Origin of the sequence: Shewanella sp. 10N.286.45.A1 (assembly GCF_041470405.1) — a bacterium.
In the GTDB taxonomy this organism is placed as follows: Bacteria; Pseudomonadota; Gammaproteobacteria; order Enterobacterales; family Shewanellaceae; genus Shewanella.
On sequence record NZ_JBFRMK010000064.1, the window covers coordinates 1 to 12,965 of the forward strand.

12 protein-coding genes and 2 pseudogenes are annotated in these 12,965 nt (G+C 42.8%); 5 read left to right on the forward strand and 9 right to left on the reverse strand.

Annotation, left to right across the window (positions count from 1 at the left end; translation table 11 throughout):
* From AB4238_RS05550 to AB4238_RS05560, 3 genes are all read left to right on the forward strand, one after another.
* Positions 1 to 896: transposase (locus tag AB4238_RS05550; RefSeq protein WP_372032109.1), on the forward strand; the 896-nt coding region annotated here is incomplete at its 5' end.
* Positions 897 to 1,307: 411 nt separating this feature from the next.
* Positions 1,308 to 1,901 carry a hypothetical protein gene (locus AB4238_RS05555; protein ID WP_372032110.1) on the forward strand — a complete coding sequence of 198 codons (594 nt, stop codon included), beginning with the start codon at positions 1,308 to 1,310 and terminating at the stop codon, positions 1,899 to 1,901.
* Positions 1,902 to 2,106: 205 nt separating this feature from the next.
* Positions 2,107 to 2,421, forward strand: a complete 315-nt coding sequence (locus AB4238_RS05560) for a recombinase family protein (protein WP_372032111.1) — start codon at positions 2,107 to 2,109, stop codon at positions 2,419 to 2,421.
* 218 nt (positions 2,422 to 2,639) lie between these two features.
* On the opposite strand, the gene AB4238_RS05565 is transcribed toward AB4238_RS05560, so the two are convergent.
* The 8 genes and pseudogenes from AB4238_RS05565 to AB4238_RS05600 all read right to left on the reverse strand — a co-directional run bounded on the left by AB4238_RS05565 (position 2,640) and on the right by AB4238_RS05600 (position 9,803).
* Positions 2,640 to 3,611: a transposase gene (locus tag AB4238_RS05565; RefSeq protein WP_372032112.1), complete on the reverse strand. Its 972-nt coding sequence runs from the start codon at positions 3,609 to 3,611 to the stop codon at positions 2,640 to 2,642.
* A 207-nt stretch (positions 3,612 to 3,818) separates the two neighbouring features.
* A complete protein-coding gene (locus AB4238_RS05570; RefSeq protein ID WP_372032113.1) occupies positions 3,819 to 4,223 on the reverse strand; it encodes a hypothetical protein in 405 nt (134 codons plus the stop codon).
* Positions 4,224 to 4,501: 278 nt separating this feature from the next.
* Positions 4,502 to 5,307 (reverse strand): annotated as a pseudogene (locus tag AB4238_RS05575) (alpha/beta fold hydrolase).
* Between the two features lie 317 nt (positions 5,308 to 5,624).
* The gene (locus AB4238_RS05580; protein WP_372032114.1) at positions 5,625 to 6,056 is read right to left on the reverse strand and encodes a bifunctional diaminohydroxyphosphoribosylaminopyrimidine deaminase/5-amino-6-(5-phosphoribosylamino)uracil reductase RibD; all 432 of its coding nucleotides are present in this window, start codon (positions 6,054 to 6,056) and stop codon (positions 5,625 to 5,627) included.
* A 14-nt stretch (positions 6,057 to 6,070) separates the two neighbouring features.
* Positions 6,071 to 6,304 (reverse strand): hypothetical protein, encoded by a 234-nt coding sequence (locus AB4238_RS05585; RefSeq protein WP_372032116.1) that lies wholly within the window; start codon positions 6,302 to 6,304, stop codon positions 6,071 to 6,073.
* 55 nt (positions 6,305 to 6,359) lie between these two features.
* Entirely contained in the window at positions 6,360 to 7,241 is an 882-nt protein-coding gene (locus AB4238_RS05590; protein ID WP_372032117.1) for a hypothetical protein, read from the reverse strand.
* A 525-nt stretch (positions 7,242 to 7,766) separates the two neighbouring features.
* Entirely contained in the window at positions 7,767 to 9,419 is a 1,653-nt protein-coding gene (gene groL / locus AB4238_RS05595) for a chaperonin GroEL (RefSeq protein ID WP_371990896.1), read from the reverse strand.
* Between the two features lie 93 nt (positions 9,420 to 9,512).
* Positions 9,513 to 9,803 (reverse strand): co-chaperone GroES, encoded by a 291-nt coding sequence (locus AB4238_RS05600; protein ID WP_020910789.1) that lies wholly within the window; start codon positions 9,801 to 9,803, stop codon positions 9,513 to 9,515.
* Between the two features lie 244 nt (positions 9,804 to 10,047).
* Here AB4238_RS05600 and AB4238_RS05605 point away from each other — a divergent pair, with 244 nt between their 5' ends.
* Both AB4238_RS05605 and AB4238_RS05610 read left to right on the forward strand, forming a co-directional pair.
* The gene (locus AB4238_RS05605) at positions 10,048 to 11,409 is read left to right on the forward strand and encodes an MATE family efflux transporter (protein ID WP_372032119.1); all 1,362 of its coding nucleotides are present in this window, start codon (positions 10,048 to 10,050) and stop codon (positions 11,407 to 11,409) included.
* Between the two features lie 12 nt (positions 11,410 to 11,421).
* The gene (locus AB4238_RS05610) at positions 11,422 to 12,078 is read left to right on the forward strand and encodes a Qnr family pentapeptide repeat protein (RefSeq protein WP_372032121.1); all 657 of its coding nucleotides are present in this window, start codon (positions 11,422 to 11,424) and stop codon (positions 12,076 to 12,078) included.
* Positions 12,079 to 12,273: 195 nt separating this feature from the next.
* On the opposite strand, the pseudogene AB4238_RS05615 reads toward AB4238_RS05610, so the two are convergent.
* Positions 12,274 to 12,965, reverse strand: a pseudogene (locus tag AB4238_RS05615) (IS3 family transposase); the annotation flags it as partial.

The window sequence follows — 12,965 nt, forward strand, 5'->3', positions numbered from 1 at the left end:
GCGCCTTTTTGTGTGGGGATGATAAATACACAGGTAAAAACTACGACCATCGCCGTGGTTGGGTTGAAGAACAGCTCATCAAGCTAAGCGAGGTGTTTGCTATTGATGTAGCTGCTTATGCCGTGATGAGTAATCATTTGCATGTGGTGCTTTATATTGATATAGAGCAAGTAAACTCATGGTCAGATAGAGAGGTTGTTGAGCAATGGCATAAACTGTTTAACGGCACGACGTTAACGCAAAAATTCGCTAAAGGTGAAGTCATCGATGAACATTTAGTGGTTCAACTCAAACACCTTATTGCCACTTACCGTTCAAGGCTCAGTGATATCAGCTGGTTTATGAGGTGCCTCAATGAACCTATCGCCAGGCAAGCTAATCTTGAAGATAACTGCACCGGGCACTTCTGGGAAGGGCGTTTCAAGTCTCAAGCATTGTTAGATGAAGCGGCAGTTCTGGCTTGTATGGCGTATGTGGAACTCAACCCTATACGCGCCAAAATAGCGAACACTCCAGAGCAATCAGACTTTACTAGTATTAAGCTAAGAGTCAAAGCTGCGCTGAAAGGTGAGCAGCCCAAGCAACTCTTACCTTTCATTGGTAACGAACGAGCACACCAGCCCAAAGGCATGACTTTCTCACTAAAAGACTACTTAATACTGGTTGATGAAACAGGCCGAGTTATCCGTGATGACAAACGTGGAGCCATTTCTGCGAGTACAAAAAGCATCCTCACTCGGCTGAATATACCTGTCGCGAACTGGGTGAAGATTATCACCGAATTTGGCCAGTTATTCCATGGACCAGTGGGAACACTGCAAGCGCTGAGTGTCTATTGTGAACATTTAGATAAACGGCGGCGGCATTTTTCAAATAGCTGCCAATTTATACACTAGCGCTAGAGAGCAACCTCACCTTAAGCACACATTCCCCCCCCAAATCATTCGTGGGGATTACCCATGTCTGTCATCTCATCCATATCTATGTTTTTGCTTAATATTTAGTATTTATCGACGTTTCCTTATTGAACATTTCATAAGTTCCTTCTTTAGTTGAGCCTCATAATTGTTTGCTGTCACGAATGTTGCTATGTTATTGATTAAGAATGGCTGGCTTTATTTTTTAAGCAGTTCTAAGCGACTCAACCCCCGGATATTATGTCCGAACACCTAAGGGGGATGTCAGGTTCATCAATAAGTCAATCGCCAAGAGAACCAGAAAGAGATGGGGAGCGAAAGGCAAGTCGATATGTTCAGGAAGCTCATCATGTATGGCCCCATACGGTTCGTCAAATTAAGGATTGAATAATGCTAAACATTATAAAAGTAACATGTTTGTCTATTATGTTTGTTTCTACGGGGTGTGCAATGGCCGAAGATTACCAGAGGACTTTAGAGTCATTACCGAAGGCGTCGCCTAGAATAATCGTTGCAGATAGTTCATCAACAGCGAAAAGTACTATCAGTAATTATTCTGGGTTGTTTGCTACATTGATGGTTACGCCAAAAGTAAGGGATGGTGAATACTGGAAACCAAAAGGGTTGCGAGAAGCTGCTATGGAGTTAAACAGAATGTTGCCTCCAAAGTTTATAAAACGATTTTCGAAATACTATGGCCTAGGAAAGAGCCGAGAGGCACTCAATGGTTACACCCCTGACAGTGACATAGAAGAGCGTCTGTACGACCTTGACCAATACCTGATAAACACTTGGGGCCTCGACTCAAATTCAAAACTAGGAATACAATTTCAATGTCTGGGAATCTTTGAAAGAGACCTTCATAAGTTTTATGTCTTCTGGGCAGGACTTCAAGCTGAAAGAAACGGCATGAGCATTGAAACTGGTATTTCAACTGAGTATCACAAACTCAAAAGTTATTTAAAAAAAGAGTGTGGCTTTTAAATTTATACGGGCTATTGCTGGCCGTATCCCTGCGGGATCCGGCCCAACCTCCTATCCATCATCACCGTGTAAAGAAAACCGTCGTTTATGAACCATTGTCATCATTATGGCTAATCATGGTCAAAACAGCCGATAATCTGTAAAGAAACTTGTAAAGTTATCAATGTTCAGTATACGCTTGAGTTACTGTACACAAGGAGATTACATGCTAATTGGTTATGCCAGAATATCAACACACGAACAAAATCACGACTTACAACTCGATACCCTGACTCAAGTTGGGTGCCAAACCATCTACACTGAGACCATGTCAGGTGCCAAACGACACCGACCCGAACTCGAAGCAACACTCAAATCATTAAGACCCAACGATACGCTTGTTGTGTGGCGACTTGACCGTCTGGGACGCTCCCTGAAGAACTTGGTCGACATCATCAATGATTTGGAAGAACGTGGTATCGGCTTCAAATCACTGACAGAATCGAAAATAGATGAGCCACCCACTCTCGAAAATAGATGAGCCACCCACTCTTAATCAATTACATACGAAGAAAATGACGGAATATTAAGACGATAACGATGTCGAGTATGCTGTTGATGCTTTAGAAGAGGCTAGATCTGGTTTAAAGAGTATGAAATGACTGAATTGTCGTGAAATTGTTGATTTACAGGCGCGGAGTTTCAGCTCTTTTGAATTTCAAAGAAAGCAGCTTTAGAGGTTTGAGATTGAATCTAACCTTATTGCAGGTACTGGCTACTGCTCGAAAAATACCGTCGCTTTTTATCTAGATGTTCGTAGTAGCTGCTTAGCTCCTGCAACGTTCCTACAGGGCCGTGAAAAAGACTGCCAAATTCAGTGGTTATTTTCAGCCAGTTGGCAGTCGGTATATTCAGTCGATGTAATATCTTTTGTGCATTCGCAGATATTGATCCTCGCTTATCGTCACGAATAATTCGGCCTGTTTCATCAACCAATTCAAGATAATCATTCAGGCTAAATGCGATGCCTTTAGGTTGATGTTGATGCTCGTTGCCAATAAATGGCATTAAGTTTGTGGGTTGTTTACCGTTTAATGCCGCTTTAACACGCAGTTGCAAACTGGTGTGATCTGAAGTTTCTGGCGTATTGGCCATTTTGGCTCGGATCGGGTTGAGCTCAACGTAAGCCATGCAGGCCAGCACCGCAGCTTCATCAAGTAACGCTTGCGATTTAAAACGCCCTTCCCAGAAATGTCCACTGCAGTTATCTTCATGATTCGCTTGCCTGGCAATCGGTTCATTGAGACACCGCATAAACCAGCTAATATCGCTGAGTCTTGAGCGGTAAGTTGCAATAAGATGTTTAAGTTGTGCGACCATACATTCTTCAATCACTTTACCTTCAACAAACCTTTGCGTCAGCGCTGTGCCATTAAACAGTTTATGCCATTGCTCAACCACCTCTCTATCTGACCAGTTATTCACTGTTTCTATGTCGATATAAAGTACGACATGCAAATGATTACTCATCACTGCGTAAGCTGCGACATCAATCGCGAACACGTCTGTTAACTTCAATATTTGCGCTTCAACCCAGCCTCTGCGATGGTCGTAATTCTTACCCGTGTATTTATCATCACCACACAGGAAGGCGCGCCGAACAACACGGCTACAACAGTGATAATAGGGGGTGTCTTCGATACTAATGAGGGTTCGTCTTGGGCGTGGCATGCCAACCTCCTTGTTCAATGCTCAAATCAAGCATAGTAGGAGGTCGCGATTGATGCCATTAACTATGGCTGTCTATGTATTTTTATTGGGAGTAAAAAAGTTAACAAAGCTATTTGGACATAATTCATTGTGTCAATAAGCGAGAAAGACACAATGATTAACAGAATCAAACAAGCTCGAAAAAATCTAAGTAATGGGATAGTTTAGTTAGTTTGATTCTACTGTAACTTTGACTTCTGCCTGAGGCATTGCTTTCATCATTTCAAGATTGTTATCCATTGCTTTTTCCATGGCACGATTCATATTCATGATAAGATCGCCATACTCGGTTACTTTTCCATCAATAACAACGACCATAACTCTATCGTCTGCCATCATTTCATTATCAAAAGTGCTAAATCCAATAGATTTTTCAGACCAATAAGACATTTCTTCAATTACTGAATCATTCCGCTTTCTTAATGAAGTCTTTTTAGGTGTTCCAAGTAACGATATAACCTGTTGTTTTGTCATCCCTAACTCAATTTTTGATGCTTCTTGAGCATAATTAATCTTAGTCGATGCACATGCTGCTAATAGAGTAATGGTTAATATAATTATGAGATTTTTCATGGAATGCGAATATCCTTATTTTTGGTTTTCAATCAGGCCAATATAGTCGTTTAACTGAAAACATACAATTATGACTCTTTAATAATCAAAGGCTTATTAAAGTTCTATAAAAATTATTATACCAAAAGCCTGTTAAGTATCACTTTGTGACTAAATCACGCTTTTAGAAGCCTTCTCCCTATCGTTATTTGGATAACTTTTTCTATGGCACATTGAGCTGAGTGAGATATAGTTTTTTTTCGTAGAAAGTGATAAAGGGGCAGAAATGTGTTACTCCATTAGTGTTTAATACGCGACAGAAGCTCAAATATTTCCGCAACTACCATTTTAGGCTCATCATTTTGTGGATAGTGATAACTTTTTTCTGTTAAAACTGCTTTCCCTTGAGGAAATTTTTTTACCCAATCTGAGTGTAGTTCCCCCCACATTTCCGCCCCTGAACAGTGAAAAGTAACACTGATGGCTCAGCAATTTTTTTCGTAGATGCAATAACTGTTACCGGAATATCTGCAATTTGAGGATAATCAGGTAATGGTCGTTTTGACCAAAAGTCTAAATATTGATTTGACATGCCATTCGAAAGGTCATCTAATTTAATTTGAGCTATTTCTTTTTCAGCTTTCTCCAAATCAATTTGGCGCATGATATCAACATCATGTTCGGAAGCAGGCTCAATTAGCATTAAAGCAGAAACTTTTTCAGGAAACAAAAATGCAAATCTTCTTGCGATGTATGCACCATAGGAATGAGCAACATAAACAACTGGTTTTTCGATATCTAATGCATCAAGCAGTAAAGCTGCTTCTTGTGCATACTCCTCAGAGGTATAGTTCTTTTTGAGTTTTTCAGAACCACCATTACCAACCCTAGAGTAACGAATGACTTTTGCTTTCGTAGTTAAGCTTTCAAAGATAGGATCCCAATCAGATAAACCCGCCTGCCCGCCAGATTCTAACAAAATGATATCTCTACCACTCCCTTTCACTTCGTACTCAACGTCATAACTTTTTACTTTTACGAAGCTAGTCTCCGCCAACGAGCTAAAGGTAAATAAACAGAATAAAAATAACCATCCAAATCGCACGAGACCACCTTAAACACTTACATTTGTATAGTGCGCATGCGCGTATATCTGGCAAATCGCGCATGCACTTTTAACAAACCTATTGTTTAAGCCTTACTAAAGTAAAGCTATTAATTAATAAGCACTCTACCAGAATAATGTTGGATAAACGAGCATGGGGAATTACAAAGTGTGCATGGGTATTGTTGCAGTAACTGTCACTTATCGATTAGTAAAGCTAGGGCTATGGGCTTGTTGTTCATCGGCGTGGCTCATTAGCTGAAGCTAATAAAGGGGCATAAGCGTGTAATATATCAGCGTTATCGCATCGAGCTTAATTATGATTTTCCAAGGTAAGAATGCAAAAACTCACTAACTTCTCTTGAAGCGACACCAATATCCACTTTTATGCCTTCTTTCTCTAGAGCATAAAGACCCTTTCCGTTGTTCCTCTCATCTGGGTCTAGAATAGCAACTACAACTCTCTTAATACCTGATTTTATGATTGCAGAAGAACATGCAGGAGTTCTTCCAACAAATGAACATGGCTCAAGAGTGACATATGCAGTCACTTCTTCCATAGGGCCATCATAAGCACTAATCGCTTCAACCTCAGCATGGTTGCCACCAATTTTTTGTGTGAATCCTTCGGCAATGACCTGCCCGTCTAGAACGAGAACGCAACCTACAGGGGGATTGGGTTGGCATTCAGGCAAAGCTGCCTGAGCTACCTTCAATGCTTTAAGCATAAATACCTTGTCTAGATCCATCTAGAGTATCCTTTTTAATATTTTGATTCTGTAACTTTATCAAGGGTGGATAAGTGATTTTTCCACTGCTCAATCGCCAAATACTCCGACTCATGTAACCGCGCTAGCGGTACTTTTAGCTGTGAATGTTGCAGTAACCAGTAATTCCCCTGTTTAGTTAAACGATAGCTGCTAGGCTCCAATCCCATCGCACACAGGTTCATACAAATAGAGTTGTTGATAATGGTACAAAGTTGATTGCAGCTCATATAAGTAATAACCCCTGTTTGTGTATATCAATTGTTATACATTTTTATTGTCTTATTAATTTATATAAACCGGCGTTTCTGTCTGCCATAGCTCATGCTCACAGACTGGGCAGGTATTGGTGGCGTTTGTCTTTGGATAATCTATACGGCATGTATAGCAGCGGTATACCGTTTTAGTTCCTGCTGTTTTAATCATGTTTGCTGTATTTTCTTGATATTTTTTTGCCCGCCGTTTAACGGTATCGCTGTAATACTGGTTGTCACTGTTCAGTAGTTCGTTTTTCCTGGCTTCTTGTTGTAGATGCTCTCGTTTACAGGCGTTAAGGCAAGCTTCCTGATTTGCGTGCCAGTACCAACTTTTAATCTCGGATTGCTCTGCTATCAGTGAGTCTAAAAACTTCTTGCTGTTTAATACCTGACTTTTTTGCTTTATATGCTCAATGTGAGTGATGTCTAGTTGCACTATACCTTTGATATTGCCGCTTGCTTCCGGAATGCTGCTTCTACCAGGGTGATAGCTAATGAAGATCCCTAGTTGATAGTTATCTTTACTTATCACTGCATCAAACCCTGCCTGCTCTATTGCAATGCTCTGGTACGTTAAGGTTTGGGCCTGCGTGACGTCTAACATTTTTTTAGTGTACGGATCTTTAATGCTGTGATCAGGTAAAGCTATCTCTGTAGAGGCGGCTAACAGTTGTTTTAGCATTAACCTCATCGCGACATGCAGCGAAAAATCGCACTCTATATAGTCTTTATGATCTTTATAGGCAGGGTCGTGAGCGAAGTGATCTTCCCTATCTTCTGTGCAGTGTCTAGCGATTAAGGGAATATTGCAGGATGGACACACACAGTCACAAGCTTTGCCACGAGGGACTTCGCTGATATCGACAAGTGTCTCTGTACCGGCTTTAAATGCAAAAGGGATGAGTGCCACAGTATCAAGTGCTGTTTTTATGAGCTGTTAAAGCATGCTAGCCTAACTTACTCTGTGTTTTCAATGGTTTTTAGCGGTAGCTGAGTTTTTAGCAAGTTGGGGATTTATGAACAAAAAGAAAGGACAGGCATATCTTTCGCTGATTCAGTTTTCAAAAAAAGAAAGGACAGGCATATCTTTCGCTGATTCAGTTTTCAGCAGTCAAAAAGTAAGAGCTTCGCGGCTAAAGCCGCTCCTACACTTAAGACTTAGAACATGCAAAAGCTCTTGCTCCAGACACAAATTCCCCACAAATACACCCATATACAGCGGGGATAAGTCCATCCTTAAACAAAAAAGCCCCAATACCGTTAAGTATCGAGGCTTTTTATTCTTTTACAAGAAGTGGTTTTAGCTTTTAAGCTTCAGACCAGCAACGTATTTTACGTAGGATAAATCGGGTTAGAACAAGGCGCTGTGAGCGACGTGTAGTTCACCTACACGAGCGAGCAGCAACGCAGTTATCACCGATTTAGACCAGTAAAATTACATCATGCCGCCCATACCGCCCATTCCACCCATACCACCCATGCCGCCCATATCAGGCGCACCAGCTGCATCTTGTGGAATCTCGCCAACCATTGCTTCAGTGGTGATCATTAGACCAGCAATTGAAGAAGCAAACTGTAGCGCGCTACGGGTTACTTTAGTTGGGTCAAGAATACCCATCTCTAGCATGTCGCCGTAAGTGTCGTTACCAGCATTGTAACCGTAGTTACCCGTGCCGTTCTTAACATTGTTAGCAACCACTGAACCTTCTTCGCCCGCGTTAGTCGCGATTTGACGTAGTGGTGCTTCCATTGCACGTAGTGCGATAACTACACCGTGCTTCTGGTCTTCGTTGATAACTTCAACTTCACCGATTTTGCTTGCTACGCGTACTAGTGCAACACCACCGCCAGCAACCACACCTTCTTCAACCGCTGCACGAGTTGCGTGTAGCGCATCTTCTACGCGAGCTTTCTTCTCTTTCATTTCAACTTCTGTTGCTGCGCCAACCTTGATTACGGCTACGCCGCCAGCAAGTTTAGCCATACGCTCTTGAAGTTTTTCTTTGTCGTAGTCTGAGGTTGATTCTTCAGCTTGGATCTTGATTTGAGAAACACGTGCTTTGATTTGTGTCTCTTCACCCGTACCGTCGATAATAGTTGTGTCATCTTTAGTGATAACAACACGCTTAGCTGTACCTAGATCTTCTAGAGTGGCTTTTTCAAGCTCTAGACCAATCTCTTCAGCAATAACGGTACCGCCAGTTAGGATTGCGATATCTTGTAGCATTGCTTTACGACGGTCGCCAAAACCTGGGGCTTTAACAGCAGCAACTTTAACGATGCCACGCATGTTGTTCACAACCAATGTTGCTAATGCTTCGCCTTCAACGTCTTCTGCAACGATAAGCAGTGGCTTACCTGTTTTAGCTAGACCTTCAAGGATAGGCAGCAATTCACGAATGTTTGATACTTTCTTATCAACCAATAGGATGAATGGCGTTTCTAGTTCAACACTGCCAGTCTCTGGCTTGTTGATGAAGTATGGTGATAGGTAACCACGGTCGAACTGCATACCTTCAACAACGTCTAATTCGTTTTCTAGTGCTTGGCCTTCTTCTACAGTGATAACGCCTTCTTTACCAACGCGCTCCATCGCAGTTGCGATGATTTCACCGATAGTTTCGTCAGAGTTAGCTGAGATTGTACCTACCTGAGCGATAGCTTTAGTGTCGCTACACTCTTGAGAAAGATTTTTAAGTTCAGCAACTGCAGCGATAACCGCTTTGTCGATACCGCGCTTAAGATCCATTGGGTTCATGCCAGCAGCAACCGCTTTAAGACCTTCAGTGACGATAGATTGAGCAAGAACTGTTGCAGTAGTGGTACCGTCACCAGCAGCATCGTTGGCTTTAGAAGCAACTTCTTTAACCATTTGTGCGCCCATGTTCTCAAACTTGTCTTCAAGTTCGATCTCTTTCGCCACTGAAACACCATCTTTAGTGATAAGTGGAGCACCAAAGCTTTTGTCTAGTACAACGTTACGACCTTTTGGGCCTAAAGTAACTTTAACTGCGTTTGCGAGTACGTTTACGCCGGCAAGCATTTTTACGCGAGCGTCGTTTCCAAATAATACTTCTTTAGCTGACATGTTTATTATCCTTTAAATTCTTTTCGTTCCGCTGATGTGGCTTAGCCAGCCATCAACGGTGATCATGGTCTATCTATGTGGCGAGAGTGTGGTTTACCCAACAACTGCCATCAAGTCTGATTCAGATAAGATCAGTACTTCTTCACCATCAATCTTTTCTTTTTTCACGCCGTAACCTTCGTTGAAGATCACGATGTCGCCAACTTTAACGTCTAGCGCCATTACGCTACCGTTTTCAAGAATGCGTCCATTACCTACAGCTAAAACTTCACCGCGGCTAGATTGCTCAGCAGCACTACCCGTTAGTACGATGCCACCAGCTGACTTTGATTCAACTTCTGAACGTTTAACAATGACACGATCATGTAATGGGCGAATATTCATCGATGGATGCTCCTATTATTTTGTCGCCAACGCTTATTGCTGGCTATTAAAGATAGTAACGACTTTGGCTGATTTCACCTTAGTGAACCGCAAAAATCATTTGATGTTCGAGATATGGGGGTAAAGGTCGCCAGTTCCAAGCCCCATTTACAAAATAAATCGGTTTTTTTTGACTCTGATTTATAAATGTCGAGCCAATCCTGATAGAATTCGCCTCCGAGCAAAGACTAGGCAAGACTTCCCCATGAAAGACAGACACGGGCTGCTTACACAGCCAATTGGTCGTGTACTGCTAAATATGAGCCTCCCAAACCTGATTGGTATTCTAACCATTCTTGGGTTCAGCCTCGTTGACACTTTTTTTATCAGCCAGTTGGGCACTGAAGCGCTGGCAGCTATCAGCTTTACTTTTCCTGTGACGCTGATTATTTCAAGCATCGCTATCGGCATTGGCGCAGGTGTATCAACCAATTTAGGGCGTTTAATCGGTGGCGGGCATGCTGATAAAGCCAAAGTGTTTTTGCATGACGCCTTGCTGCTCACCTTTTTGATCACCGCGTTAATATCGCTATTTGGCAGCTTGTTTATTGATCCCTTGTTTAGTTTGTTAGGTGCAAACCAAAGCAGCTTGCCGTTGATCCATGACTACATGTTTACTTGGTATTTAGGCGCGCCATTACTGGTGCTGTTAATGGTGGGTAATCAAGGGCTGCGTGCCACTGGCGATACTCGTTCCCCCGCAAAAATTATGATGCTAGCAGCATTGATAAACCTAATTTTAGATCCGCTACTTATCTTTGGTATCGGGCCGTTCCCTCGACTTGAGATCCAAGGAGCCGCGATTGCCACGGTGATCTCTTGGATAGTGGCACTGTCGCTATCCACTCATCTATTAATTTTCAAACGCCATCTGGTCGAGTTTGCCGAGTTCAATATTGCCAGACTTAGGTGCAACTGGAAGCAATTAGCGCATATCGCTCAACCCGCTGCACTAATGAACCTGCTCAACCCAGTGGCGAACGCGATGATAATGGCGATGCTGGCGCGTATTGACCACAGTGCGGTGGCGGCCTTTGGTGCAGGCACTCGCTTAGAGTCGGTAATGCTGATTGCAGTCATGGCGTTATCATCAAGCCTAGTGCCTTTTGTGGCGCAAAATCTTGGTGCAGGGCAAACAACTCGCGCCCGAGACGCACTGCTGTTATCGCTCAAGTTTGTGTTGATATTTCAAACCCTGCTGTACCTGCCACTCATTTTTGTCGCCGAGCCGTTAGCACGACTATTTAGTAGCGACCCCCAAGTCATAGAGTGGTTAAGCTTTTACATCTTAGTATTGCCTGCTGCGTATGGGCCGTTGGGGATTGTGATTTTAGTGGCAACATCATTGAACGCTTATCACAGGCCAATGAGTTCACTGGTCTTAAATGTCTGCCGTCTATTTTTAATCATGCTGCCCTTGGCGGCCTTAGGCTCCTATTTAGGAGGTGTGAAAGGTCTATTATTAGCGCTACCTATCACCAATGCCATTATGGGCGTAGCTTGCTATATTCTGGCGCGCCGTATATCTGAGCCAGAACTAATGCCTAACACTACTACTGGCGAGTAATCGAGGACGATAATGCAAGCTTCAAAGCAGATTTTTAGCCATGAAGATTTTAGCGACCAAGACCTACGAGATGCACATTTTAAGCATTGTGAATTTCATCACTGCCGCTTTAACCATGCAGACTTAACCGACGCCTGTTTTAGCCACTGTAAGTTTGTGCTGCAGGGTGAAGAAGATGGCTGCGACTTTAGCTACGCCACACTCACCAGCGCCAGTTTTAAACATTGTAATTTGAGTATGGCGCTATTCAAAGGTGCTCGCTGCTATGGCATTGAAATGCGTGAATGCAATCTTCAGGGCAGTGATTTTAGCCGCGCGAGCTTTGCCAATTACATCACCGCCAAAAGCTATTTTTGCTCTGCTTACATCACTGCCTGTAACTTAGCCTATGCCGACTTAAACAGTGCGCTACTAGAGGAGTGTGAGCTGTTCGATAACCGCTGGCGAGGCGCCAATCTAACAGGTGCTTCAATGAAAGGTGCCGATTTAAGTGGTGGCGAATTCTCGGCCGAACAATGGGGCAGTTTTGAGCTTAGCGGCTGTAACCTCACTCGAGTCGAACTTGAAGGCTTAGATCCGCGCAACGTGTCCCTTGATGGGGTGATGATTAATCAGTGGCAACAAGAGCAGTTACTGGCACCGTTAGGCTTGATCATTACTGCCGATTAACACTGTCATTGACACTCAATGCCTTGGCAATTTGAGTGTCATTTATCCTATATCAAATTACTATCAATTAAGCTGACAAAAGCGCTCCAATTGGGCGATTCCTCTTAAGCAACGACTATACTTAATATAGCAATTAACTCAGGCTCAACACTGCAAAAGTGTTATGTAAAGAGGTCTGTATGAACACTATTCTGGTCAAGCACAACCGGACACCTGACTTTGTAATTTTTCATAACAGATCGGTGTTAAATCACCGAGCGTAGTATGCAATCGCTCATGGTTGTAATATCTAATATATTCTTCAACATCTTGCTTCATTGATTCTCGTGTTAAATGAACAACATTCAACAGCCACTCGTGTTTTAAACTACCAAAAAATCGCTCAACTACTGCGTTATCCAAACAAGCTCCAACGCTGCTCATAGAAGGCATTATTCCGTTTTTTGTTAGCAAGCTTTGGAACTGTTTACTTGTATATTGTGAGCCTCTGTCGCTGTGAAATAAAATGCCGCTACCAGGTCGCCTCAGTGTTATAGCCATCTGTAATGCTCGTTCGACTAAGCTAACCGTCATTCGCTTGGGTAGACTCCAGCCGATGATACGCCTTGAGTTCAAATCCATTACGATTGCCAGGTAGAGCCAGCCTTAGTTAGTCCTCAGATACGTGACATCACCAGCCCAGGCTTGGTTAGGCTGAGGCGGGTTAAAGTTCTGGCTCAGCACATCATCTGCAACGCTGTCGCTGTGTTTTCGCTTAATCGTGACTTTATAAGCTTGGCGCTGGGTCACCACTAAGCCTAAATTACGCATAATCGAACGAGTGCGATAACGGCCAATAATAAAGCCTTCTTCACGGAGCTTTTTAGCTAACTGACGTGAGCCTAAGC